We start from the raw sequence: 24,869 nt of genomic DNA, 5'->3' as shown, positions 1-24,869 counted from the left end.
GACAAAATTCTACAAGGATATGCGGGTGTAGTTTAGTGGTAAAACCTCAGCCTTCCAAGCTGATGATGAGGGTTCGATTCCCTTCACCCGCTCCAACTATACATACTCATAACGCAGGGTTTCGTTACCTGGAGAACGAAGCTTTGCGTTTTTTATTTTCAAACAACAAGCGGGTATGAAAAAATTTCATTTAACGGTTGCATATTTTTCTATTAAGCTATATAATTATTTTATTAGTTGATTCGACAAAATTCTACAAGGATATGCGGGTGTAGTTTAGTGGTAAAACCTCAGCCTTCCAAGCTGATGATGAGGGTTCGATTCCCTTCACCCGCTCCAATCATACATACTCATAACGCAGGGTTTCGTTACTTGGAGAACGAAGCTTTGCGTTTTTTATATTTTCGAACAGAAATCCTACTGATTACAGCAGGATTTCTTTTTATTGTACAAATTTGTAAGTATCTGTTCTTTTACCTATAATTTAGGTAAGTGAAAATGGAGGAATGAGGTTGTACATGGATAAGAAGCTGAATGTGAAATCATTTTTTTCCTTGTTAAGATCGGAAAAACTGCCAATGGGAATGGTGTTATTTGTCGTAGTGTTAAGTTTGGTGGAAACGGTGGCGAGTCTCGTCGTCCCGTTGGTTACGAAGAATCTGGTCGATATGATATCTGGAAGCGGGATCGAGCGAACAACGATATTCCTTTTGCTAGGGGCTTTTATTGTCCAGACCGTTGCGGGAGGTTTTTCCTTCTACTTTCTGAGCTATATCGGTGAAAATGTTGTAGCTGGAATCCGTCGGAAATTATGGGATCATATTTTACAATTGCCCGTATCGTTTTTTGATTCCCACCAGTCCGGTGAAACGCTTAGCCGGATCACTCAGGATACGAATACGATTAAGACGATCATCACGAATCATTTCGTGACATTCATTTCAGGGATCATATCGATTATCGGGTCGATCATCATCTTATTCCTGTTGGACTGGCGGATGACGGTCATCATGCTCAGCATCGTACCACTATCCATGCTGATCCTGATTCCGCTTGGGCGGAAGATGTATAAAGTCTCTAAGCAGACGCAGGATGAAATGGCCACCTTCAGCGGAAATCTAGGGAGGGTCCTAGGCGAGGTCCGTTTAGTGAAGTCGCATAATGGCGAAGAGTTGGAACGTGAAAAAGGCAATCGTGGCGTTGGTGAGCTCTTTCGTTTTGGATTGAAGGAGGCTAGGATCCAAGCCATCATTTCCCCCTTCATGACGACAATCATGATGGTGATTCTCGTGATCCTTATTGGATATGGGGGAGTTCGGGTGGCTTCTGGTGCACTGACAGCGGGGACACTTGTTGCCATCATTATTTATATGATCCAAATCATCGTGCCCTTTAGTCAGATGGCCTCATTTTTTACGGCATTTCAAAAGGCGATGGGAGCGACGGAACGAATCCAGGGCGTCCTTTCGATACCTGGTGAAACCTATGAAGGGAAGCATGACACATTGGTCACAGCTGATTTGACGTTTAAGGATGTATCATTTTCCTATCAAGCGTCTAAGCCCATTTTGAATGATTTATCGTTTACGGTTCCTGCCAATAAGACGGTCGCCCTGGTGGGACCAAGCGGTGGTGGGAAGACGACGATATTTTCGTTGATTGAACGTTTTTATGAACCCACGAATGGGATGGTCTCGTTGGGAACGGTGCCAATTAAGGATATTGAACTTTCCATATGGCGGTCGCAAATTGGGTATGTGTCACAGGAAAGTCCAATCATGACGGGGACGATAAAAGAAAATATAGCGTACGGGCTAGGCCGTCAAGTTGAAATGGATGAAATCATCGACGCAGCAAAGATGGCAAATGCCAACCAGTTTATCGAAAGGCTTCCGGATGGCTTTGATACGGAGGTAGGGGAAAGAGGCGTGAAGTTATCGGGTGGTCAACGGCAGCGGATTGCCATTGCCCGGGCTGTGTTGCGCAATCCGAAAATCCTGCTATTGGACGAAGCGACATCCAATCTCGATAGTGAATCGGAACTTCTTGTTCAGCATGCCATCAAGAACCTGATGGCGGGCAGGACGACCCTGATCATTGCCCATCGGCTGTCGACGGTCATTGATGCGGATCGATTACTGGTTGTGGAAGAAGGGCGGATTACTGGGGCGGGGACACATGAAGAATTGCTTGCAAGTCATGGCTTGTATCGAAAGCTAGCCACGCAGCAATTGCAACTGCAGAATTGAGCACTTCAGGGGAGTAGCCTCCGAATCTGTTAAAAAATACACAAAAAAAACATGAGCCATTATCTCGATATGACTCATGTTTTTGCATTATCCTTCTAGGACGGAAAAAGATCCGTCTCCGCCGTGAATCTCGAGGAACATATCCATCAATGACTTTGTGAGCTGTTCGGCTTCTTTGATGGGTGTCTTTGCTTGTAAATAGATGATCTGGATGGCATGTTTGGTGTCTTCGGTGACCTTCGTCCGTTCCGAATCGACGTAGGGACTCCCGAATGCGCCGTCATCATCAGCTGAAACGATCATGTTTTCCATCGAGTTCACCCGCCCATTCAATCCAGGATATTGGTCCGGACTTCCACCAATTTTAATGGAGAGATCACCTGATAATGCATCTGCATCATAGATGCCAATCGGGACCTCGTATAAAAGCGAGAAGAAGTTATTCAAGTCGATGGCTGAATGGATAGGGGATAAGTAATTCTGCTTTTTGACTCGGCGGTATAGGGCCTCGACGGAAGGGCGATAGCGTGAAGGGTTCGTCCCGGTCATTTTGAAAATCTCCCGCCATTCTTTGATACCCGGAAAATCCGTGAGTTCCTTTTCTTCAAGATCAAAAAATAAAGCTTCTTGAAATAATTGAAGTCTCCCTTTTACCATTTGCGGCGAGGGGCCGACTTCGATGTTTTCGTATGTAATGAAACCAATCTTGAAATCGGGAACTTTGCTTGCGAGATTAGAGGAAATCTTAATTTCCAAGTGATACACCTCCAAAAATGATTGAAATTAGTTTATCATAGATACCAATGGTTTGATATGTTACAAGCATCATTGGGTAGAATGAAGAGAACGAAGGTGATAGAAATGGATATGCATGCACTCAAGCAAGAAGTGATTTTATATAGTAAGGAAATAGGCATCGATAAAATCGGTTTTACGTCAGCCACGACGTTCACGGAGTTGAAAAGCAGGCTGATCCGACAGCAGGAGCTGGATTATCAGTCCGGCTTTGAAGAAAAGGATATCGAAAAAAGGGTCAGGCCCGAATTGATCTTCGATAAACCGCAATCAATCATATCAATTGCGCTTGCCTACCCTTCGAAATTGAAGGATGCCCCTCAAAGCAAGAAAGGAGAGCGCCGCGGGATTTTTTGCCGGGCCTCCTGGGGAACGGATTACCATACCGTGCTCCGTAATAAACTGCAGCTACTTGAAGATTTTATAAAAGGGAAAGTCCCTGGAGCCATGGCGAAATCAATGGTGGATACGGGCGAACTTTCGGACCGGGCCGTTGCAGAGCGGGCAGGAATCGGATGGAGCGCCAAAAACAGCATGATCATCACTCCGGAATTTGGTTCGTATGTGTATTTGGGTGACATGATTACCAACTTGCCGTTCGAGCCGGATCAGCCGATGGAGGATCAGTGCGGCACATGCAATAAGTGTGTGGATGTATGCCCAACAGGTGCCCTTGTGCAAGGTGGACAGTTGAATGCCAAACGCTGTATTGCATTTTTGACGCAGACGAAAGATTTCCTTCCAGATGAATTCAGGACGAAAATAGGCAACCGGTTATATGGATGTGATACGTGTCAGACTGTCTGTCCAAAAAATAAAGGGATGGATTTTCATTTTCATGAAGAGATGGAGCCGGATCCAGAGCTTGCCAAACCGCTGCTGAAGCCATTGCTCACCATCTCCAATCGCGATTTTAAAGAGACATACGGACATGTATCTGGATCATGGCGTGGCAAAAAGCCGATTCAGCGGAATGCCATCTTGGCATTGGCTCACTTTAAGGATGAAACCGCCATGCCGGAACTGATTCAAATCATGCAAGAAGACCCGCGCCCCGTTTTGCGTGGCACGGCTGCCTGGGCGATCGGGAAAATCGGTCGGGAACGGTCGACCTCCATTTTGGAAGAAGCCAGGTTGAAGGAAAAAGACGAAGAAGTGCTCGCGGAAATTGAAAAAGGATTACAGTTCACTTACCATAATGAATAAAAAGGAAGGCCCCGAAAGCAACCATTCGGGGCCTTTCCATTTTTAGCAGTTTGACCGATAAATAGTGTGATTTGACCGATAAAAGTGGCAAAACGACCGATAAAAAGCCGAATTGACTGATAAAACTACCCCATCGACCGATAATTGCTTCTCAGTTGAGCAATGGACCGAATGAAGTTGTGTTTTTAACCAAGCCCTCCTTCATACACATTAGAAGAGGCGCTATGAAGGAGGGCTTGATTTTGAGGGAACAGTTGAAACGGCTTTTACAGGAAAGGGTTGAACTTTACACTTCCAATGAGCATGTACGGGGAGAGGGTAAGATCTATCTGAAAAAGGAAGCACTGAAGAAGCATGATACGGAAATTGTCCGTGTGAATGCTGCTGGAAAGGTTGACTCGGAACGGCAGGAAGGGGATTTGAAAATCCTGACCTATCAAGTGCATCTGCAGTATTTAATGAAGCAGGAGGATGGCTTCTATATAGAAGAGGAGATGGAAGAGAGGGAGGCGCGGTTTCGGGATGAATACTTAATAGAAGAACGGGAGCTTGAACCTGATTTAGAACCTGACGAGGACCCGGAAAATTGGGAAGTGGGTTTGGATCGGCTTACTTATAAGTATGACCGGATGAAGGCGGTTCAGTATGCGGAGCGATGGTGGAATGAGTTCAATCCACAGTATTATAAATTCACCGATGACTGCACCAACTTTATTTCCCAGTGCTTGCATGCCGGGAACATCCCGATGTGGGGCGAGCCGAACAAGAATAAAGGGTGGTGGATCAGAGGAAAGAATTGGAGCTATACCTGGACGACAGCTCATTCTTTGTATCATCTGCTTAAGGGAGGGAAAGGGATCAGGACAAAAGAAGTGGAGACGGCACAGGAATTGAACCTGGGTGACATCCTGTGCATTGACTTTGAAGGTGACGGGCGGTTCGATCATAACTTGATTGTGACGGCAAAGGACCAAAAAGGCATGCCTCTTGTGAATGCCCATACGATGAATAGTCGCCATCGATATTGGACGTATGAGGATTCGACTCGATATACACCGAACATCGTCTATAAATTTTTCGTGATATTAGATGGAGTGTGATTGTTTTTAGTCTGTTTGTTTAATGCTATAATTAGTTGAAGTTTAAACTAGAGGTGAAAATGAAGTGGCAATACATGTAGTTTTATATCAACCACAGATTCCAGCAAATACAGGAAATATCGCAAGAACATGCGCAGGAACGGATTCACACCTGCACCTTATCCGTCCGCTTGGTTTTTCAACGGATGATAAACAGCTTAAACGGGCTGGGCTCGATTATTGGGAACATGTGAAGATTCATTATTATGATTCATTGGAAGAGTTTTTTGAGAAGAATGCCGGCGGTGCATTTTATTACTTAACCAAATTTGGTGAACAGCCGCATACAACCTTCGATTACAGTGATCAAGAAAGTGAAATTTATTTTATTTTCGGACGCGAAACGACAGGACTGCCAAAAGAGTTGATCAAAGAGAATATGGACAGATGTCTCCGTATTCCAATGACGGATAAAATCCGGTCACTGAACCTTTCCAATACGGCCGCCATCTTGATTTATGAGGCGTTAAGACAACAGGATTACCGTGACTTGGAATTAAAAAGAGAATATTAAGGAGTTATTCGTCAGCGGGGTGGGGATGCTTTGCTGACGAATGCTTATACATAATTAGGGGGTAAAGCAATGAATAACATCATCGAGAAAATTCTGGACCACCGTTCCGTCCGTTCTTTTGAGGACAAGCTATTGTCTGCGGAACAAATTTCCACGATTGTTGAGTGTGCACAGGCTGCATCAACTTCAAGCTATATCCAGGCCTATTCGATCATCGGGGTGACCGACCCGGAAAAGAAAGCCAAGCTTGCTGAATTGGCTGGACCTCAATCATATGTAGAGAATAATGGACATTTATTCGTGTTTTGTGCCGATTTACATCGTATGGACATAGTAGCCGAGATGGAAAACGAAGATCTTACTGCACCAATTGAAAGTACGGAAAAATTCATGGTGGCCTGCATCGATGCCGCACTCGCTGCTCAAAATGCGGCGCTTGCTGCTGAATCAATGGACCTCGGCATTTGCTATATTGGTGGTATTCGTAATGACCTTCAACAAGTTTCGGAAATCCTGGACATCCCACATCGTGTCGTTCCTCTATTCGGCCTTGTTGTCGGATATCCAAAAAAACGTTCAGACAAAAAGCCAAGACTTCCTCAAGCCAATGTATATCATGAAAATGGCTATCAAACGGATAAACAGACCTTCATCGGTCAGCTAGAAGCATACAATGAAACGATTTCCGACTATTATGAGCAACGGACCAAAGGAAAACGGAAAGAAACCTGGACGCAACAAATGGCGGACATGGCCGGCAAGAAAAGCCGGATGTATATGAAGGACTTTGTGGAAAAACAAGGATTGAAAAAACAATAATTATAGGTGGATGATTCTCTACTTCATGTTCGAACATCCATTTAAAAGGATTACATCTCATTAATTATATAGAGCTTAAAAATAAGAGCCTGACACTAAGTGTTGGGCTCTTATTTCTTGTATAAATTAAAATAATGCAGATATTCTTTTTCTGATAGGATGTAAAAAAATTTTCCGATGAATTATTTCGAAGGTTCAAGGAGGCATGTCATAAATCAAGTATAAGGAGATTATCCGCTTTTTAACAAAGTAAATATTAACAAAGGCAATAGTGAGAAAACTTCACAGCCTAATTAAGTATATAATAAACATTTGTACTGATAACTTCATAATAAGAAAGGAAGTAACAATTTGCAGGTATTAGGTGGTATTTTATTTTTTTGTAGCTTCATATCTATCTTTGTATTTATCATTTTAGGTATAGTAGCACTACTCAAAAAGAACGGAAAGGCAAAATCGCGTTTTATTGGAGTGGGTGGTTCATTTATTGTCGCCATCATTTCATTTATTATTATAGGAGCAAGCGGGGAATCTGAAGAAACCACAACAGATAAAGAGAAGCCAGCTCAAGAACAGAAAACAGAAAAGGCAGAAACACCTGAAGAGAAAGCAGAGAGAGAGGCCAAAGAGAAGGCCATTGTTGAGGAGAAAGCGAAACAGGCTGCTGAAGAAAAAGCTAAGGATGAAGCAGAGGCTAAGAAGAAGGCTGAAGCTGAGAAGAAAGCTAAAGAAGAAGCTGAAAAGAAAGCTAAAGAAGAAGCGGCTGCTAAAAAAGCAAATGCAAAACCTATTGAATATAATAGGTTGAAGAAAAATCCAGATAAAATGATTGGTGAGTATACGAAATATACTGGTGAGGTTATTCAGATCCAGGAAGAAGAGGACTTTACGGCCATCCGTTTAGCTGTTACAAAAACATCATATGGATATGATCCTAATGACATTATAATGGTCATGTATGCAGGTACGACCGATTATATAGAAGATGATGTTATTACTGTGTACGGAACTATTTCTGGCGAATACAGCTATACTTCCCAAGCCGGTTGGGAAATCTCTATTCCAAGCATGCTAGCTGAAGAGTTTGAAAAGTAAAAGGAAAGTCACTCTTAGTGGAGGCACTTATATGGTGTCTCTTTTTTTATGCTTTTCTTCCAAAAAAAGGGGCTACCCCCACAAGTCATTCCCATGACTTGTGGGATAGCGCCCTTTTTCGTATGCTCTTATTTATTTTTCACACCTGGTTTGTCGGCATATCCACCAGTGAAGATGGCAGCTAAAAACGCAATTGTTACGGCAATGACAATAACTGTTCCCATGATGTAACCTCCCTTTACCCATATTGTCCCACTTAAGTATAGGCTTAGTATACCCCAATTTTTAGTAGATGTGCACGTAAATTTTCTTGCCTCGTGATTTGTCACCAAATATTCAAGACTTTAAAGGAAAACCTTGGATTGGGCAGCCGGACAAGATGAACCTCTTTGGAAAGTCTGACATGTTTGTCAAACTCGGCGCATAGATTTAAGTATTCTCTGAAAGTGATAGGGGGAGGTTCCTAGATGGATATTTTAAAGAAAATCGAAAAATTTAGAGAAGATGAACAGAAGCTGAAGTGGGAAGGCACCTTCGCAGAATACTTAGAGATACTGAAAGAAAAGCCATTAGTTGCACAATCTGCTCATTCGCGTGTATACAACATGATCAGAGATGCTGGGATAGAGGAAGTAGATGGAACGAAGAAGTACAACTTTTTCAGTGGTCAGCTGTTTGGACTTGAGGATTCATTGGAGAGGCTCATCGAGGAGTATTTTCATCCCGCCGCTAAGCGGTTGGATGTCCGAAAGAGGATTTTGCTTTTGATGGGACCGGTATCAGGTGGGAAGTCTACATTGGTTTCACTCCTTAAGAGGGGGCTTGAAAGTTATTCGTTAAATGACTCAGGGGCGATCTATGCGATAAAAGGATGTCCGATGCATGAAGATCCACTGCATCTCATTCCTCAAAACTTGCGGCAGGATTTCTTTGAGGAATATGGCATCCGGATTGAGGGGAATCTGTCACCGCTGAATGTGATGAGATTGGAACAGGAATATGGCAGCCGGATTGAAGACGTGATGGTTGAGCGTATCTTCCTTTCAGAAGACAAACGTGTGGGGATTGGTACATTCAGTCCATCCGACCCTAAATCACAGGATATTGCCGACTTGACCGGAAGCATCGACTTTTCGACGATTGCCGAATTCGGATCTGAATCAGATCCGCGAGCCTATCGCTTTGATGGTGAGCTCAATAAGGCAAATCGCGGAATGATGGAGTTCCAGGAAATGCTGAAATGTGATGAGAAGTTTTTATGGCATTTGCTCTCACTGACTCAGGAGGGGAATTTCAAAGCAGGAAGGTTCGCATTAATCAGTGCAGATGAACTGATCGTTGCCCATACGAATGAAACGGAGTACAAGGCATTCATATCCAACAAAAAAAATGAAGCCCTACATTCCCGGATTATCGTCATGCCGATCCCGTATAACTTAAAGGTGAGCGAAGAAGAGAAGATTTATGAAAAAATGATCCATGAAAGCGATGTTTCCGATGTCCACATTGCTCCGCATACCTTGCGGGTGGCAGCCATTTTCAGTATCATGACCCGTTTAAAGGATCCGAAAAAAGGTGATATCGATTTATTGAAAAAGATGAGACTGTACGATGGGGAAAATGTTGAAGGATTCAACTCCGCGGACATCAATGAGCTGAAGAAGGAATACCAAGATGAAGGCATGAGCGGGATAGATCCACGGTATGTCATTAACCGGATATCCTCCACTATCATTCGGAAGGAAAACCCGTCCATCAACGCACTTGACGTATTGATGTCGTTGAAGGCAGGCCTTGACCAGCATCCGTCGATAACGAACGAGCTAAGGGAACGATATTTGAACTTCATTTCGCTTGCACGTAAGGAATATGATTCGATTGCCAAAAATGAAGTGCAAAAAGCGTTTGTGTATTCCTATGAAGAGTCGGCGAAGATCCTTATGGACAATTACCTAGATAACGTCGAAGCATACTGCAATAAATCAAGACTGCGCGATCCACTGACTGGGGAGGAAATCAATCCAGACGAGAAATTGATGCGCTCGATTGAAGAACAAATCGGCATTTCTGAAAATGCCAAAAAAGCCTTCCGTGAAGAAATCCTGATCCGTATCTCGGCCTATGCAAGGAAAGGAAAACGATTTGATTATAATTCCCATGACCGCCTACGTGAAGCCATTCAGAAAAAGCTGTTTGCTGATTTGAAGGATGTTGTCAAAATCACGACTTCAACCAAGACACCGGATGAAAGACAACTGAAGAAAGTGAATGAAGTCATCAAGAGACTTATTGACGAACATGGGTATAACTCGACTTCCGCCAATGACTTACTTCGCTACGTAGGAAGCTTGTTAAACCGCTAAAAACAAGAAGACCCCTGCCTTAAAAGGTGGGGGTATTTATCGAAAGAAAATATTGTAAATAATACCAATTCGTGATATCTTTTAGCTGAAGCAGTTATTCTCCGATGTTAATAAAACAACCTATTAAAATCCTCTGAAATACTTCGCGCTTCGGATATTTTCACATGATCGTCCAACATGTACATGAAGAAACGTTGTCGTTGTCATGGATCAGTAAGGTTTTTTCTGTTTTGTAAGCGCAATCATAAAAAGGTTGATGGAGGGATTTCAAATGAGTGTAATCGCTGAATTGAATGAATTGGCTGGTAAAATCAACAGTAATCCGGAGCATATCCAAAACGAGGAAAATCGTGTGTATCAATTCAACATTGAAGAGATTGGACCGGTTCAGCTGTTGATTAATAATGGACAAGTTGAAGTGATCGAAGGTACGACAAATGATCCAGAAGTGACATTGAAATTATCAGAGAAGAATTTCTCCAAGTTATTAAAGGACGATTTAAATACAACGGTCGCTTTTATGACAGGTGGCCTAAAGGTAGACGGAAACATCGCTTTGGCATTGAAACTGCAGGAAATTGTAAAACGTTATAAATGAAAATACCGAACTCTGCCGTTCTTGGGAGAGTTCGGTGTTTTTTGTGTTGTGGGTTCTTTTATTCAGTGACATTTAATCCGTATTGTTCGATGAGTGTGACGAGCTGGCTTGGTGATAACTTGTCTTCGCGGTATTCGATTTTGATTTCGCCGTCATCCACATCGATGATGGCACGCTCGACGCCTTCCGTACTCAATAGGATGGACTCTAAATTTAAAATTGGGCCCTCGGTTGTCGCTTCCCTCACATAGAGTGTAGTGGTTTCCATGCTCCATTCACCTCCTGGATTTTTTCCATATAGATTATCTATACCCTTTATCCATTGGACATATGTACGGTTTGAAAATTGGAAATATAGGGTATCAATAAGGTAGAGGTGATATAAAATGAGTAAAGAAGAATTGAAAAGAGAACATGTTCCAGAGAACAGTTCGATGGCGAAAGACTTAGACGAGATGAAAGAACTTGGGAAGCAAATGGAACGGCAGAGAACGAACGAAGAACTGAAGGAATGGGATAAACGACCAGGTACCGTCCAACATGAAGTCGAGGAAAAAAAAGAGTGAAAAGGCGTGCCATTGAAATCGTTCCATCCATGTAAAAAAGGGTATCCAAGGAAGTTACAGGATGCCCTTTTATTTGTGTCAATGCCTATCGAAAAACCGCATTGATCGGGATGGGAGATCGACATCCCCTGCAACTCCTCCTTTTATAGATCCTTCAAATCTTAATAACCCGTAACGTAACTACTTCATTCTCTTTGTTTTCTCTCTAAAACAACGATTCCGCCCGCTTATATCATTTCATTAGCACCGGTCACTCACTGAGGATATTGAGTTTCTTGTTGTTCAGGTTTATCCTTCCCTGTTGACCTGGGACAGCCGCAAAGCATGTCCAATTTCTTTTATCGCGTAGGAACCCGTCTTATTTTTGGGCAAAACAACCATTAATGAATTTTTGTGTAAATTATCCTTCGCCGCTGCATAGGATAGAGTAATACTTTTATTTTTATCCGATTTTTCTCGAATTGTATATTTGAATAGCTAAACCTGTGTTGCTGTGGGCTTTCTCACACTAATTTATTATATGAAGGAATGATGAAAAGCGTGCAAACATTTTTAAGGGGGGAAGAGAATGTCAGAAGAGAATAATAAACAATACGTGATCTCAGAGGAAAACTGGTCCCTCCATCGGAAAGGCTATGATGATCAACAACGCCATCAGGAAAAGGTGCAAGAGGCTATCAAGAATAATCTGCCTGATTTGATTTCTGAAGAAAGCATCGTGATGTCCAATGGTAAGGATGTTATCAAAATCCCGATTCGCTCCTTGGATGAATATAAAATCCGCTATAACTATGATAAAAACAAACATGTCGGTCAGGGGGACGGGGATAGTAAAGTCGGGGATGTCATTGCAAGAGATGGATCGCCATCGAATGCCGGTTCCGGAAAAGGGCAAGGTGCTGGGGACAAGGCGGGCGAGGATTATTATGAAGCCGAAGTGTCGATGATGGAGTTGGAGGAAGCATTGTTTAGCCAATTGGAGCTGCCGAACCTTCAGAAAAAGGAACATGCGGAGCATACGCTTGAGCATATTGAATTCAATGATATCCGGAAAACCGGCTTGATGGGGAATATCGACAAAAAGAAAACGATGATATCGGCCTTCAAACGGAATGCCTTAAGCGGCGATCCAGGCTTTCATCCCATTTATAAGGAAGACTTCAAATTCAAGACATGGAATGAGGTCGAAAAGCCGGATTCCAAAGCGGTCGTGCTGGCGATGATGGATACATCAGGAAGCATGGGTCTGTGGGAAAAATATATGGCCAGGAGCTTCTTCTTTTGGATGAACCGCTTTTTACGGACAAAATATGAAACCGTCGAGATAGAATTCATTGCCCATCACACCGAAGCGAAAGTTGTGCCTGAAGAGGATTTCTTTTCAAAAGGGGAAAGCGGTGGAACGATTTGTTCATCCGTCTACCGTAAAGCATTAGAACTTATCGATCATAAATATGACCCTGTGAAATTCAATATCTACCCGTTCCATTTTTCCGATGGTGACAACCTCACATCCGATAATGCCAGGTGCGTCAAGCTCGTGGAAGAACTCATGAAGGTCTCCAATATGTTCGGTTATGGCGAAGTCAACCAGTATAACCGCCATTCCACCCTCATGACTGCCTATAAGAACATTGACAATGAAAAATTCAGGCATTATATCCTTAAGCAAAAGGCCGATGTATTCCATGCGATGAAGAGCTTTTTCAAGGAAGAAGAAAGTAAGAAATACGCGTAAAACAAAGAAAAAGAAGCCTGTGATGGCTTCTTTTTCTTTGTTGGCTTTAGGCCTCTACGAGAGAGGGTTCCAGCTTAGCTTTTGAAGAATCTTTCTTATGGGTGGTAAGTGTTACAACTAAACAGATGCCTAGGAATACAACAAATAAGCTGGAGATGACCCATAATGCCGTACCAAGGCTGGCTTGCATATTACCACCATAGTAAAGCAACGACCTCATTCCATCGACCATGTACCTCGTTGGAAGGAAGATGCTTGCGATACGGTGGAAATCCGGTAGGTTTGCGATAGGAACCGCCCCACCACTGCCGAAAATACCCATGATGTTGAGCGGGAACATTATAAGCATTCCCCATTTGCCAAAGAATAGGCTGATTACTTTAAACATGAGGAACATCGTCATACTGCTTAACAAGGTAAACCAGAATATTGGCCATATGCCAATGGAATGCACACTCCCGAAAAATCCGAACACAGCGAGTTGAAGCATGGCTGAAACCAGTAGTGTTACGATTAAACCGAAGAGCAATTCTGTAATGAGAATTTTTGTGTTGCTGATCGTGTGTCCCTTTGAGTTAAGAGTTTCACTGATTTTATTAATATAGCCATTTATCATTTGTACACCCAGCAGTCCTGTTATTGATGTAATCAGCACAATCATGAAGGGGGTCATCCCTTTATTTAAATTGGCTGGCAATCCAAGGACATTGGTTGATGTATAGTGGATGGGTTGATCTAATACAGAAGTTGAAAGTGGAGATACTTGCATATTTTTTGAAACCAATGCGGATTTAATTTGGCCGCTTAGGCCATCGGATGCTGATGATGCCATCGTTTGTAGCACATTAGAAGCAACTGCAGTAGCCATCTGACCACCAGCTTCATTGATCAAGATTTCCACCTCGGCCGCTTTTCCATCCGTCTCCCCTGAAATGAAGCCACCCTTCAATTCGTTAATGGAAGCTGAGAAGTTTTCAGGTATAACGATGGCTCCATAAGCATTATCATCCTTAATTTGATCGATTGCTTTTTCTTTGCTTGTCACCACAGACCATTGTAAGGAATGCCCGTCTACTTCTTTGGAAAGGTTACTTAGCAGACTTTTACCGAATGCAGAAGAGGTGAACTGTTCGTCTTCATTCACGATGATTAACGGAAAGTTGGACAATTTTGGATCGGCTCCACTGAATACGGGCAAATAGATGCATATCATGCTTAGCATTAGCAAGGGTACCGCCCAGATGGGAAACCAGGTCATTTTAATTTTTAATAATTTCTTCAAATCAATCATTCTCCTCAAACTAGTGAAACGGGTCAGTCATCAAGTCGGTCATTTGATTCTGCCTTTGAAAATACCTTTTTATTCATGATTTTTACCATTAAGTACAGCACTTCCCTGTCTTCCAGATCCATTTCCTCAAATATCTTAGAAGCATGGGAGTTATCTACAGAGTAAGAAACGACGCTATATCCAGCATCCGTTAATTGGATGAGTTGACTCCTTTTATCCAAAGGGTTTTCCACCCGTATAACCAATTCTTTTTTCTCAAGAGAATCGACTAAATAAGTGATCGATGCTGCTTTTAAGTTTAAATGCTGTGCCAATTGAATCGATAAGCAAGCGTTCTTCCGTTCGATATAGCTTAATATGGAATATTGATTGAGCGTCAACTCTTGTTTTCTCAAATGGCTGGCGAATGCCTTTAACCGATTGTTTGCCATTTTCTTGGCCAAATCATTATAAACACTTATTAACATGTCGACTGTAATCCCTTTATTCTCCTCCAAAAAAACACAACTCCTTAAAAGCGATAAAGTCAATAATACTTTAAATATTCTAAGTTGTAAAGGAGTTAAATCCGCTGATAATAAGGAAAATATTATAAAGTGCTTTGAATCATCAAAGTTTATTGTGTAAGCGTTCACAAACTCTCCTAAGAAATGATGGGTAATGGTCTTTTCCTAGGAGCAGTTATAAATAAAATTATAATGTGAGTGTGCTGGTTGCATTAACTAATTTCTTGAAGTGCCGATATAAGAAAAGAATGAAGGACTTTATACCTAAAAGGGGAGAGTTTTAAGAATAATAATAGTATACGGAGGGAAATAAAGTGAAGATGTATAGGAACTTGAAGATAAAAGTAAAATTGATTGTGGCATTTTTGTTAATGAGCATAATTCTAGGAGCTGTCGGAATATACGGATTAACGAATCTAAGTCATTCTAACGATGATCTTGAATCCATGTATCATGACCAGCTTGTGCCCCAGCAATATCTTAATGAAATCGAGGTTGCGTATCAAGATATTCGAATCGGTGTCCGTAATTTGGCATTTGTCGCAAAAACGCCTGCAGAAAAAGAAGCGGGTGAGCAGGTAATCCTTGAAAAGATGGACGAAATTGATGCATTAACGAAGAAATTTGAAAGCAGTAATATGAATGCTTCTGAAAGAAGCCTTGTTGAAGAATACAAGATAGCCCTGGCGGATTTTTATGTCCTGACGGAAAAAAATATGGCATTAGGGAAGGCGAATGATATAGAAGGATTCCTCCGAACATTAAAAGAAAACAAAGGGAAGGGCGACCAATTGGAAATAAAGATTGAGGAGCTAAATATCATGACGGATGAATTGGCCCGTGATGCTTATAAAAGCGCCAATGATTCCTTCACCCATACTAAGAGTACTACATATATCCTTATCATTTTTTCAGTATTGCTTAGTATTGCTCTAGGCTATTTTATTTCTCAGGTGATATCGAAACCGTTGAATAAGGTCGTGCAATTGGTCGTGGATATCTCAAAAGGAGATTTAACCCAAACATCGGATATTGATACGAAAGATGAAGTGGGGGTTCTTGCCAAATCAATGAATGAAATGGTAAGCAATCTTAGAAATATGATGAAGGGGGCATTCCACACATCCGATCAGGTGGCTGCCTCGTCAGAAGAGCTGACAGCAAGTGCTGAACAAACAAGTAAGGCAACGGCGGATATCTCCAGTGCCATCCAAATGATAGCGGATGGAGCCGGCAGCTCTGCAGCAAGCCTTGAGGAAAGTTCGACGGAGTTAGGGGAAGTATCGCTTTCCATTCATCATATGGCAGAAAGTTCCCATGCCATTGCGAAGTCTGGATTACATGTCGCTGAGCAAGCGAAATTGGGTGGCGAATTCGTTGATAAAACGGCGCTACAGATTCAGACGATTTCCCAATCAGTTGATAAAAGTGGAGAAGCGATTCAATCACTGGATAAAAGGTCTCAGGAAATAGGCGAAATAACAAAAGCGATTACAGAGATAGCGAATCAGACGAACCTGTTAGCATTGAATGCGGCCATCGAAGCAGCTAGGGCAGGAGAACACGGGAAAGGGTTTGCCGTGGTCGCTGATGAGGTCCGTAAGCTGGCTGAACAGTCTCAGCACTCTTCGACTCAAATCGCTGAACTTATTAAAGAAATTCAAGAAGACATGATGAAATCCAATCAATCCATCAACCAAGTCAAATTGGACGTGAAAGAGGGACTTGGTATCGTCTCGAAAACAGAGGAAAGTTTCAAAGTCATCTTGGATTCGATTAGGGATTCGAGTGATCAAATCGAAGAAATGGTCGCAACTTCCGAGCAAATGTCAGATAGCGCTCAAGAGGTTTTAACCAATTTAACGAGCATCACGACCATTGCAAGAAATGCAACAGGTCATAGTCAAAACGTTGCAGCCGCCACGGAAGAACAATTGGCATCCATGGAAGAAATAGCTTCTGCCTCCAATAATCTTTCGAGGATGGCCAGTGACTTACAGGAACTATTAGGTACGTTCAAACTATAAAAACGTCCAGCTCCGCCATCCCTACACTTCATAGGGATGGCATTTCTATTAGCGGTTTGTTTTCAAGTACGAAGCTCGGCAGGGAATAGATAAATAAAAACAATAAACAGCCGATATTATGGAATAAATTGATAATGAATGGACGTTGGGATGAAGAATGTCATTGAGAAAATCACGGAAAGAATCATAGATATAGAGGTGAAATCCACTCTTTTAATATATGTAATGAAAATTCGGCCAGATGAAAGGATCAAAAATGAGTGAAGAAACTAGGTATATGGAAAATGAATTATTAAATCTTTTAGATGCTTTCAAGGAGTTGAATTCAGATTTAGATGTGAAGGTTGTCTTTCAGAATATCATTCTCCAGATGGCCAAGCTTTTGGATGCAGAAGCAGGTACGTTATGGGTGACAGATTCAGATCGTGATGTGATAAAAGCCACTGCCGTATATGGGCCGACTTCCTCTAACATTCTCAAAGTAGAATTGAAAATGGATGAGGGAATCGTCGGAAAAGTGATCTGTTCAGGAAAACTACAGTTGATTTCTGATGTATCAACAGATCCGGCTTGGGCACCGAGAGTGGACAAGGATAGCGGTTTTACCACCAAGTCCATGCTTACGGTTCCGTTAATTGCAAAAGGGAAAGCGATTGGTGCCATGCAGCTTCTTAATAAAAAGAACGGCCAAAATTTCACTAGGAAAGATGCCCAAATGGCCCTCGTTTTAGCCAACCAGTCAGCATTGGCACTGTACAATAGCCAAATGTTCGAGGAAATTCAAAATATTAATCTAAGCATGATCCGCACGCTTGCCAAAACCCTGGATAAGAGAGACCCATATACTGCCGGTCACTCGGAAAGGGTGGCCACTTATTCTAAATGGATGGCTCTAAAAATCGGCTTGGATACCAAAACATGTGAGGAATTGTATAAAGCGGCCTTGCTTCATGACATTGGGAAAATCGGTATCCCCGATGAAATTCTACGAAAGCCTACTAAACTTTCGAATGAAGAATACGAGATCATAAAAAAGCATCCTGAAATCGGCGCGGATATTTTGTCGACCATGGAGCCAAAAAGAACAATCATGAATGCGGTGGAAACGGCAAGATACCATCATGAAAGGCTGAATGGAAGTGGATACCCTGATCAATTGGCAGGAAAGGAAATCCCTCTCTTTGCGAAAATCGTCGGAATTGCCGATACATTCGATGCGATGACGACGGATCGACCATATAACAAGGGACTTAGTTACCATGAAGCGGCAAAAGAGCTGATGACATGCAAGGATACACATTTCGATGAAGCATTGGTTATTGCTTTTCTGACCGCCTTGGAAGAGCGGAAATACATAACGATAGAAGAGGGACATGCATTGGAGGGAAGGTAAATGAATCCATTTGATTTCATGCTGATTGGGCATTTCGTGGGGGGACTTTCTGTTTCAGACCCGGTGGATGGCTAGCAACAAAGCCACAAAGTGGATTCCTCTATTCACGCATGTGACTGTCTTACTTCATCGTTTTTTTATTCGGTCTATTGGCAGGAGGAATCTTACTTTGGGGGCTCACAGTCATCTATTTCGGACATATCGTATTGGATCGGCAAACCTTCGTCTCTTTCTGGGGGAGGAATATCCAAATGGCCGATGAAGATCCAGGGTTGGTTATCGATCATGGTCGATGAAATCTTCCATATCATTCTACTGGCCATAGCGATTTATCTTTCATAAAGGGGGAACAGGGAATGGAACGTTTTATAAGAAAATATAGCATCGAAAAAGATTTTCCTTTATCTAGGTCCTTCGTTTGGAAGGTGTTGGGGGACAATGATCGCTTAAACCGGTTCATTGGTTTATTCCCTGTCGAATTCGGTAAAGTGGAAAACAAGCAAGGTGGGATTTTTTATCGAGATGCAATAGCAAAGGTAGCTGGATTCGTCGATATCTTGTGGAAGGAATATCCCTTTCAGTGGGTGAAAAATGAACAATATACCTTTGAACGCATATACGAAAAAGGTCCTTTTACTAAGTTGGTAACCACTTTTGAATTTTTGGAATCAACGATATACGAAAATGGATGCAAGGTCTCAATCAAGAGTGAATTTACTCCTCGTAATCTATTGGGTTTGGCGGCGATCCCCCTCATAGGAATCAAATCAATGAAAAACACGATCCGGTATGTGGACGAGCAGATGCTAGTGGCCAACGGTACCATTGAAAAAATCCACTATCAGAAAAAATCAGTAGGACAAGTAAATCTTGAGGAATTGAATCGCTTAGAAACGCTGCTTGATGAAGCACCTGTTAACCCGGATTATAGGATAAAGTTGCATGGATTATTGAGGGATGGCGAAAGCAATGATGTAGTCAAGATGAATCCTTATAAAGTTGCAAGCGAATGGGGAGCGGAGCCACTAGAGGTCTTGCGTCTTTTTCTCTACGCAACAAAAGCGGGCCTCTTAAATTTAAGCTGGAACCTGATTTGCCCGAATTGCCGTGTCTCCAAGGTGGAATATACGACTTTATCAAAGCTGAAAGGTCAATTTCATTGTGATTTATGCGGAATTGACTATAACGCGGACTTCGGTAAATATGTGGAACTGAATTTTTCCGTGCATCCATCCATAAGGAAAGCATATGACCTGGTTTTTTGTGTAGGCGGGCCGATGATCACCCCGCATGTACACATGCAAAGGGTAATACAAAAGGGGGATTCCTTTGCCTTCCCTCTTCCCGATGGTTTTGTGAAAATGAGGATACGCGTGTTGCAGGCGAATCATATTGTTACATTCGATGAATGGCCGGAAGATGAAAATATTAAGGGGATGGCCTATACATATGAGGACAACGGTTGGCATAGAAGCGGAGAACAATATAATCTAAAGAACGATGAAATGATGATATCCAATGAAAGTTCGTCGGATATCGTCGTTGTCATGGAAAAAGCCGAATGGAACCAAGAAGTCGTAACAGCTGCTTGGGTCACCTCTTTGCAGGAATTCCGGGACCTGTTTTCGTCTGAAGTATTATCCCCCGGGCAGCAGGTTGGCATCGAGAGCGTGACCATTTTATTTAGCGACCTTCAAGGATCGACATCCTTATACGAAAGCATAGGGGATGCAGACGCCTACGGGCAGGTTCGCAGGCATTTCGAATTTCTGAGCCATTGGATTTCAAAGAATTCCGGGGGTGTCGTCAAGACAATCGGAGATGCCGTGATGGCGGTATTTCATCTGCCGGAGGATGCCCTGAAAGCCGCCATTCAAATACAAGAACATGTGTCAGAGTTCAATGCCACGGTAGGTGATCCCATTGTCTTGAAACTAGGTTTATATAGTGGCCCAGCGATTGCCGTGAATTCGAATGATCGATTGGATTACTTTGGAAGGACTGTGAATATGGCTGCACGCGTACAAGGTCAAAGCGCCGGTCATGATTTAGTGCTTAGTGAGGATGCCCTTCAAAATGAAAAAATGCAAGCAATCATCATGGGGCTCGAAAGGTTTGAGATAATTCCATTCAAGGCTTCTCTAAAAGGAATCAATGATGATGTGGCGTTAATTCAGCTAAAAAAAAGAGTACCAGGCTCCCTTATCGTACAGAATGAAGAAGTGAGTGATATATAACAAATACAAAAAAATCCCAGTAAAATGAAGACTACTGGGATTTTCAGGCTGAGTATTACCGATTATGATGGTTAAACCAAGTAATGAAATTTTCGACGACCATATCCAAAAACTGTACAGTCGGTTCATGGGTCAGGTTGCCTTCTTGATCGACTTTTTCATGCACGGCCCCTACATACACTTCATTTCCAGGAAGAAGCGGAGACGAGACGCCTGCGGCAAATAAGATATCCCGTAAATGCAATTGGGCCTTAACCGTCCCCAAATTCCCCATGGAAGCCCCGACGATCCACGATGGTTTACCAATCAAGACTTTATCCACACGAGACATCCAATCAATCGCATTGACTAACACGCCTGGCACTGTCCCGTTGTATTCAGGGGTCACCCACAAGACCGCATCCGCATGGGCCACTTTGTTTTTAAACTCTTTCACAACGACTGGCGGGTCGTTTTCGATATCCTGGTCGAAAAATGGTAGATCCCGAATGTTCAAGATTTCAAGTTCGAATTTATCTTGATACCGCTTTTGAATGTATTTAGCGAGTTTCAGGTTATAAGATTCCTTTCGAATGCTTCCAACGATGGCAACAACTTTCATCATAAAACCTCCTATTATTTATTTGCACGAGCTGATTCTTCATTAATAGTATAATTGTTATTTTATTGAAAGGGAAAAGAGACGCTCATATGCTTTGCTCGAATGTCTCCATTCAAGAGATAAAAAATCTATGCCTCGTTTACCCTTCGATGGTAATACTTATCAAGGAAATAGCCGAAAACGGATGCAAGCATTTGTTGAAAGAGCATCCCGAGAATCACGGGCACGGCAACGGCTGCAGGGAAATAGGTGGTGGCAAGGACTGCACCGGCACTGATATTGCGCATCCCCCCGGTAAAGGTCAAGGTAATGACGTCTTCTTTTTCCCAGTGTAGTAGTTTACCAATCCACCAGGAAAATGCATAGCCTGAAGCGGCGATGAAGAGTACCAAGAGTGCCATGACCAGTAGTTTCTCGTTGAAATGGGTCAGGTAGGGTGCGATTTTTGAACTGTTCAAGATTACGACAATCCCTACGCTTAGTTTGGAAAAAGGAGCCAGACGGGGGGCAAGCCCCTCTTTTATTTTCCCTTTTGTGGCCTGGTTCAAGAACATCGCAAGCATCGAAGGTATAACGATCATCCCGATCAGGCCTTTCACCATGGGCCATATCTCCATTTCAATCGTGCCTCCCCCAAAAAGTGAAACGCTATAAGGCACAATGAAGGGGGAAAGAAGGGTGTCGATAAGGATAATCGTCAAAGCAAGCGCGGCATTCCCTTTATAAATGGTGATCCAGATGATGCTGGTGACTCCGGTTGGAATGACGACACCAAGGACCAATCCGGTAATCGTGAAAGCGTCCCCTTGAAACACCAGGTGCCCGAGGGCCCAGGCCCAAATCGGCATGAGGATATGCAGGATCATTAATACTATGAAAATGGGTAAAGGATGATAGATTGCTCGTTTCAAGGATTTGAAATTGGAGCCTAGGCTACCTGTAAAGGTAATGAAAGCAAAAATCCATGGAACCAAAAATGTATAATCGGTTAGCCGTTCGGCCAACAAGACACCGATGACAACGCTTATCGGTGTGATGAATGGCATGGCTCTATTTAAATATGTATTGATTGACTGCAGCGACATCCATCCACTTCCTACCGTTTAATTTCTTCGTTTTTAAGTGTACCATATTCCAAACAATGAATATCGGAACAAAAATCCTTAGCTTATCACACTTGTGTATATACAAAAATAAACCAGTTTAGTAAAATATTTTTAATGACTAATATTTTGGAGCGAAAGGGGATTTCATGAAAAAAGAACTTTTTTCTTGGGTGAAATCGGTACTTATTGCATTAATCGTCGTTTTCATTTGTCGTCAGTTTTTATTTGTTCCAGTGACTGTAAAAGGTGAGTCCATGGAGCCCACTTACGAAAATAATGACCGGATTGTCGTTACGAAATTCGGAAACATCGAGCATTTTGATATGGTTGTATTTCACGCTCCGGATGCAGAAAAAGATTATATTAAAAGAGTCATCGGACTTGCGGGCGATAGTGTGGAAATGAAGGATGACGTGCTTTACATAAATGGGAAACAATATAAGGAACCATACGTGGAATCAAAAAAAGAGGAAATCCAATCTGATGAAAACTTGACTGAGAATTTCGACGTGAAAGTTCCAAAAGGGACTTTATTCGTAATGGGAGATAATCGCAGGCATAGTTGGGATAGCAGAAGGTTCGGTGTCATCCGCGAAGATTCACTTGTAGGGAAAGTGGAGTTTCGTTTCTTCCCTTTGAATGAACTGGGTGCCCCTCAATGACATGATATTTTGTTGGTTAAAAAGAATCCTATTGATAGTATAGACTAATTCGAACTTTTAGAAGATGATAGGTAAAGGGCTTTTCCATTGGGTAAGGTCTTTTATTTGATATGTGGAGGTTTTTTGAATGATGAAGAATGGGCTAGCCGCTCTATCCATCTCAAAGTTGGATGAAGAGATGGGAAGGCAAGTGAAAGGGTACGTGGATTCGCTGACTGTTCCGCAGGGAAGTTTGGGAAGGCTTGAGGAATTGGTTATCGAACTGGCGAAGATGACAGGCGAGGCCTTTCCGGAGGTGTCTAAACCAGGCGTGATCGTATTTGCGGCAGATCATGGGATTACGGATGAAGGGGTATCCGCTTATCCAAAAGAAGTGACCGAACAAATGGCGCTCAATTTCCTTAATAACGGAGCGGCAATCAATGTATTCAGCCGTGCGATATCCGCTTACTTTGACATTGTTGATATCGGGATTGATGCGGATATTGAAGCACCCGAATTGACGTCAAGGAAAGTTCGTCGCGGAACTCGAAACTTTTATAAAGAGGACGCGATGACGCTAGAAGAAGTAAACCAAGCGCTTGAAGTCGGGTATGAACGGGCAGAGGCCATGATCGAGCAAGGTGCGAAATGTTTGATCCTTGGCGAAATGGGAATTGGCAATACGACAGCGAGTTCTGCCATCATCTCGGTCGTTAGTGGAAAAAGCGTGGAATCACTAGTAGGTCAGGGGACCGGCCTGAAAAGTGAAGGAATCATACATAAACAAAGAATCATTGAAGAGGCCATTGCATTAAGAAATCCTAATCCGAAAGATCCAATCGATATTTTAATGAAAATCGGTGGACTCGAGATTGCCGGTATGGCAGGGGCGATGCTTGCAGCAGCCAACAAACGAATACCGATTTTGCTGGATGGGTTCATTACGACAACGGCTGGTGTGATTGCAAACTTGATTTCGAATCGTTGTGCTGATTATATGTTCGTTGGCCATCAATCGGCAGAACCTGGCCACAGAACGGCCATAGAATGGCTTGGTAAAGAGCCGATTCTCCAATTGGACATGAGGATTGGGGAAGGAACCGGTGCTGCGGTTGCATTTCCCATTCTTCAGGCAGCGACGTTGGTCGTAAAAGAAATGGCAACATTTGAATCAGCAGGGGTATCCAATAAATAATGAAAACAAAGAGGCCTTCTTGATGGAGGCCTCTAATTTTTTGAGAAAAACAAAATGGATAGAAAGAAACCCGGATCATGAACATGTGAATGTCCATGAGTCCGGGCTAGGTTGTCCGATCATTTATAGATTATAAGCGTCGACATTGAATCCTTTTGCTTTGTAATAATCAAGTGTACCTTGATAGATCGCTTTGGCAGCCTGTTATTTATAATAGGTTTGTTTCAGTTTGGCTGCATCGCTAGCATTATCGATGAAACCGGCCTCCACAAGCGTTGCTGGCATGGAATTTGTATTTGAGAACATAGAAGCTAGCTTCTTTTGTCCCTCTATTTTAAAAGTCCATATAATCTATTAATCTAGCCTGGATTTTTTGGGCTAGAAGTTTGCTATCGGCATTGTATGGATTGACCGCAGCTCTGCTATACGAACTATAATAGTACGTTTCGCCGCCATGCCGCCACCGGCATTAATATGGACGCTGACAAAGACATCATCGTCAGACTTCTTGTTTGCTGAAGCAAAGTCCATGAACCACGTACAATATCAAGACTTCCATACAGCAAAATTAGCGGTGTTCCAATTTATTGAGGGATGGTATAACAGAAAAAGGATTCAGAGTAGTTTGGGGTACCAAACCCCACAAGCGATTGAAGATCAAATTAGGAATCCAGCTTAAGATTTAACTTTTGCGTGTCCAAAATATTGACTCAAATCCATTTTTGTATTTTAGTAAACACATGAGTGTAATAATTTAACAATTTGGATATAAAGAACTTAAAACAAT

21 protein-coding genes, 2 tRNA genes and 1 pseudogene are annotated in these 24,869 nt (G+C 42.4%); 18 read left to right on the top strand and 6 right to left on the bottom strand.

The features are described 5' to 3' along the window. Positions 1-21: 21 nt before the first annotated feature. The 3 genes from ACQKL0_RS13625 to ACQKL0_RS13615 all read left to right on the top strand — a co-directional run bounded on the left by ACQKL0_RS13625 (position 22) and on the right by ACQKL0_RS13615 (position 2,249). A tRNA-Gly gene (locus tag ACQKL0_RS13625) sits at positions 22-95 on the top strand. A 170-nt stretch (positions 96-265) separates the two neighbouring features. After that, a tRNA-Gly gene (locus ACQKL0_RS13620) sits at positions 266-339 on the top strand. A 179-nt stretch (positions 340-518) separates the two neighbouring features. Beyond that, entirely contained in the window at positions 519-2,249 is a 1,731-nt protein-coding gene (locus ACQKL0_RS13615; RefSeq protein ID WP_402955230.1) for an ABC transporter ATP-binding protein, read from the top strand. An 87-nt stretch (positions 2,250-2,336) separates the two neighbouring features. Here the strand turns inward: ACQKL0_RS13615 and ACQKL0_RS13610 are convergent, their stop codons facing one another. Continuing rightward, the gene (locus tag ACQKL0_RS13610) at positions 2,337-3,005 is read right to left on the bottom strand and encodes a B3/B4 domain-containing protein (RefSeq protein WP_402955233.1); all 669 of its coding nucleotides are present in this window, start codon (positions 3,003-3,005) and stop codon (positions 2,337-2,339) included. 105 nt (positions 3,006-3,110) lie between these two features. On the opposite strand from ACQKL0_RS13610, the gene queG reads away from it, so the two are divergent. The 7 genes from queG to ACQKL0_RS13575 all read left to right on the top strand — a co-directional run bounded on the left by queG (position 3,111) and on the right by ACQKL0_RS13575 (position 10,778). Further along, a complete protein-coding gene (gene queG / locus ACQKL0_RS13605) occupies positions 3,111-4,250 on the top strand; it encodes a tRNA epoxyqueuosine(34) reductase QueG (protein WP_402955236.1) in 1,140 nt (379 codons plus the stop codon). A gap of 242 nt (positions 4,251-4,492) precedes the next feature. After that, entirely contained in the window at positions 4,493-5,350 is an 858-nt protein-coding gene (locus ACQKL0_RS13600; protein ID WP_402955239.1) for an amidase domain-containing protein, read from the top strand. 64 nt (positions 5,351-5,414) lie between these two features. After that, a complete protein-coding gene (gene trmL / locus ACQKL0_RS13595; protein ID WP_402867501.1) occupies positions 5,415-5,903 on the top strand; it encodes a tRNA (uridine(34)/cytosine(34)/5-carboxymethylaminomethyluridine(34)-2'-O)-methyltransferase TrmL in 489 nt (162 codons plus the stop codon). A 69-nt stretch (positions 5,904-5,972) separates the two neighbouring features. Beyond that, positions 5,973-6,722, top strand: a complete 750-nt coding sequence (gene nfsA / locus ACQKL0_RS13590; RefSeq protein WP_402955242.1) for an oxygen-insensitive NADPH nitroreductase — start codon at positions 5,973-5,975, stop codon at positions 6,720-6,722. A 351-nt stretch (positions 6,723-7,073) separates the two neighbouring features. Then, entirely contained in the window at positions 7,074-7,817 is a 744-nt protein-coding gene (locus ACQKL0_RS13585; protein WP_402867503.1) for a hypothetical protein, read from the top strand. A gap of 467 nt (positions 7,818-8,284) precedes the next feature. Beyond that, complete coding sequence (locus ACQKL0_RS13580; protein ID WP_402867504.1) at positions 8,285-10,180, top strand: PrkA family serine protein kinase; 1,896 nt, start codon at positions 8,285-8,287, stop codon at positions 10,178-10,180. Positions 10,181-10,451: 271 nt separating this feature from the next. Further along, on the top strand, positions 10,452-10,778 hold the full coding sequence (locus ACQKL0_RS13575) for an SCP2 sterol-binding domain-containing protein (protein ID WP_402867505.1): 327 nt from the start codon (positions 10,452-10,454) through the stop codon (positions 10,776-10,778). A gap of 58 nt (positions 10,779-10,836) precedes the next feature. Here the strand turns inward: ACQKL0_RS13575 and ACQKL0_RS13570 are convergent, their stop codons facing one another. After that, a complete protein-coding gene (locus tag ACQKL0_RS13570) occupies positions 10,837-11,046 on the bottom strand; it encodes a heavy-metal-associated domain-containing protein (protein WP_402955245.1) in 210 nt (69 codons plus the stop codon). A gap of 118 nt (positions 11,047-11,164) precedes the next feature. On the opposite strand from ACQKL0_RS13570, the gene ACQKL0_RS13565 reads away from it, so the two are divergent. Beyond that, positions 11,165-11,344: a hypothetical protein gene (locus tag ACQKL0_RS13565; protein WP_402955248.1), complete on the top strand. Its 180-nt coding sequence runs from the start codon at positions 11,165-11,167 to the stop codon at positions 11,342-11,344. Positions 11,345-11,912: 568 nt separating this feature from the next. Beyond that, the gene (gene yhbH / locus ACQKL0_RS13560; protein WP_402867508.1) at positions 11,913-13,082 is read left to right on the top strand and encodes a sporulation protein YhbH; all 1,170 of its coding nucleotides are present in this window, start codon (positions 11,913-11,915) and stop codon (positions 13,080-13,082) included. A 46-nt stretch (positions 13,083-13,128) separates the two neighbouring features. Here the strand turns inward: yhbH and ACQKL0_RS13555 are convergent, their stop codons facing one another. Then, positions 13,129-14,364: an ABC transporter permease gene (locus ACQKL0_RS13555; RefSeq protein WP_402955252.1), complete on the bottom strand. Its 1,236-nt coding sequence runs from the start codon at positions 14,362-14,364 to the stop codon at positions 13,129-13,131. Positions 14,365-14,396: 32 nt separating this feature from the next. Next, on the bottom strand, positions 14,397-14,870 hold the full coding sequence (locus ACQKL0_RS13550) for a MarR family winged helix-turn-helix transcriptional regulator (protein WP_402955257.1): 474 nt from the start codon (positions 14,868-14,870) through the stop codon (positions 14,397-14,399). A gap of 329 nt (positions 14,871-15,199) precedes the next feature. On the opposite strand from ACQKL0_RS13550, the gene ACQKL0_RS13545 reads away from it, so the two are divergent. The 3 genes from ACQKL0_RS13545 to ACQKL0_RS13535 all read left to right on the top strand — a co-directional run bounded on the left by ACQKL0_RS13545 (position 15,200) and on the right by ACQKL0_RS13535 (position 20,536). Then, positions 15,200-16,906 carry a methyl-accepting chemotaxis protein gene (locus ACQKL0_RS13545; protein ID WP_402956018.1) on the top strand — a complete coding sequence of 569 codons (1,707 nt, stop codon included), beginning with the start codon at positions 15,200-15,202 and terminating at the stop codon, positions 16,904-16,906. 256 nt (positions 16,907-17,162) lie between these two features. Continuing rightward, positions 17,163-18,299 carry an HD domain-containing phosphohydrolase gene (locus ACQKL0_RS13540; protein ID WP_427688077.1) on the top strand — a complete coding sequence of 379 codons (1,137 nt, stop codon included), beginning with the start codon at positions 17,163-17,165 and terminating at the stop codon, positions 18,297-18,299. Positions 18,300-18,655: 356 nt separating this feature from the next. Continuing rightward, on the top strand, positions 18,656-20,536 hold the full coding sequence (locus ACQKL0_RS13535; RefSeq protein WP_402867513.1) for an adenylate/guanylate cyclase domain-containing protein: 1,881 nt from the start codon (positions 18,656-18,658) through the stop codon (positions 20,534-20,536). 55 nt (positions 20,537-20,591) lie between these two features. Here ACQKL0_RS13535 and ACQKL0_RS13530 read toward each other — a convergent pair whose 3' ends face one another. Both ACQKL0_RS13530 and ACQKL0_RS13525 read right to left on the bottom strand, forming a co-directional pair. Further along, positions 20,592-21,137, bottom strand: coding sequence for an NADPH-dependent FMN reductase (locus tag ACQKL0_RS13530; RefSeq protein ID WP_402867514.1), 546 nt, complete (start codon positions 21,135-21,137; stop codon positions 20,592-20,594). Between the two features lie 128 nt (positions 21,138-21,265). After that, complete coding sequence (locus ACQKL0_RS13525; RefSeq protein ID WP_402867515.1) at positions 21,266-22,222, bottom strand: bile acid:sodium symporter family protein; 957 nt, start codon at positions 22,220-22,222, stop codon at positions 21,266-21,268. Positions 22,223-22,389: 167 nt separating this feature from the next. Here ACQKL0_RS13525 and lepB point away from each other — a divergent pair, with 167 nt between their 5' ends. The 3 genes and pseudogenes from lepB to ACQKL0_RS13510 form a co-directional block, all read left to right on the top strand. Further along, positions 22,390-22,905 carry a signal peptidase I gene (gene lepB / locus ACQKL0_RS13520; RefSeq protein ID WP_427688074.1) on the top strand — a complete coding sequence of 172 codons (516 nt, stop codon included), beginning with the start codon at positions 22,390-22,392 and terminating at the stop codon, positions 22,903-22,905. A 130-nt stretch (positions 22,906-23,035) separates the two neighbouring features. Further along, positions 23,036-24,082 carry a nicotinate-nucleotide--dimethylbenzimidazole phosphoribosyltransferase gene (cobT, locus tag ACQKL0_RS13515; protein ID WP_427688120.1) on the top strand — a complete coding sequence of 349 codons (1,047 nt, stop codon included), beginning with the start codon at positions 23,036-23,038 and terminating at the stop codon, positions 24,080-24,082. Between the two features lie 541 nt (positions 24,083-24,623). Then, positions 24,624-24,761: pseudogene (locus tag ACQKL0_RS13510) on the top strand (IS3 family transposase); the annotation flags it as partial. Between the last annotated feature and the right edge of the window lie 108 nt (positions 24,762-24,869).

This window comes from Peribacillus sp. NPDC097264, from assembly GCF_050277925.1.
Taxonomy (GTDB): Bacteria; Bacillota; Bacilli; order Bacillales; family DSM-1321; genus Peribacillus.
Note: the sequence above shows the minus strand (reverse complement) of the source record. Positions and strands in the feature narration are given on the sequence as shown.

What these genes read in the sequence shown, in the direction of transcription:
- ACQKL0_RS13615 (WP_402955230.1), top strand. Translation starts at nt 519, where the DNA reads ATGGATAAGAAGCTGAATGTGAAATCATTTTTTTCCTTGTTAAGATCG.
- queG (WP_402955236.1), top strand. Translation starts at nt 3,111, where the DNA reads ATGGATATGCATGCACTCAAGCAAGAAGTGATTTTATATAGTAAGGAA.
- nfsA (WP_402955242.1), top strand. Translation starts at nt 5,973, where the DNA reads ATGAATAACATCATCGAGAAAATTCTGGACCACCGTTCCGTCCGTTCT.
- ACQKL0_RS13580 (WP_402867504.1), top strand. Translation starts at nt 8,285, where the DNA reads ATGGATATTTTAAAGAAAATCGAAAAATTTAGAGAAGATGAACAGAAG.
- ACQKL0_RS13575 (WP_402867505.1), top strand. Translation starts at nt 10,452, where the DNA reads ATGAGTGTAATCGCTGAATTGAATGAATTGGCTGGTAAAATCAACAGT.
- ACQKL0_RS13570 (WP_402955245.1), bottom strand. Translation starts at nt 11,046, where the DNA reads ATGGAAACCACTACACTCTATGTGAGGGAAGCGACAACCGAGGGCCCA.
- ACQKL0_RS13565 (WP_402955248.1), top strand. Translation starts at nt 11,165, where the DNA reads ATGAGTAAAGAAGAATTGAAAAGAGAACATGTTCCAGAGAACAGTTCG.
- yhbH (WP_402867508.1), top strand. Translation starts at nt 11,913, where the DNA reads ATGTCAGAAGAGAATAATAAACAATACGTGATCTCAGAGGAAAACTGG.
- ACQKL0_RS13545 (WP_402956018.1), top strand. Translation starts at nt 15,200, where the DNA reads ATGTATAGGAACTTGAAGATAAAAGTAAAATTGATTGTGGCATTTTTG.
- ACQKL0_RS13540 (WP_427688077.1), top strand. Translation starts at nt 17,163, where the DNA reads ATGAGTGAAGAAACTAGGTATATGGAAAATGAATTATTAAATCTTTTA.
- ACQKL0_RS13535 (WP_402867513.1), top strand. Translation starts at nt 18,656, where the DNA reads ATGGAACGTTTTATAAGAAAATATAGCATCGAAAAAGATTTTCCTTTA.
- ACQKL0_RS13530 (WP_402867514.1), bottom strand. Translation starts at nt 21,137, where the DNA reads ATGAAAGTTGTTGCCATCGTTGGAAGCATTCGAAAGGAATCTTATAAC.
- ACQKL0_RS13525 (WP_402867515.1), bottom strand. Translation starts at nt 22,222, where the DNA reads ATGTCGCTGCAGTCAATCAATACATATTTAAATAGAGCCATGCCATTC.
- lepB (WP_427688074.1), top strand. Translation starts at nt 22,390, where the DNA reads ATGAAAAAAGAACTTTTTTCTTGGGTGAAATCGGTACTTATTGCATTA.
- cobT (WP_427688120.1), top strand. Translation starts at nt 23,036, where the DNA reads ATGAAGAATGGGCTAGCCGCTCTATCCATCTCAAAGTTGGATGAAGAG.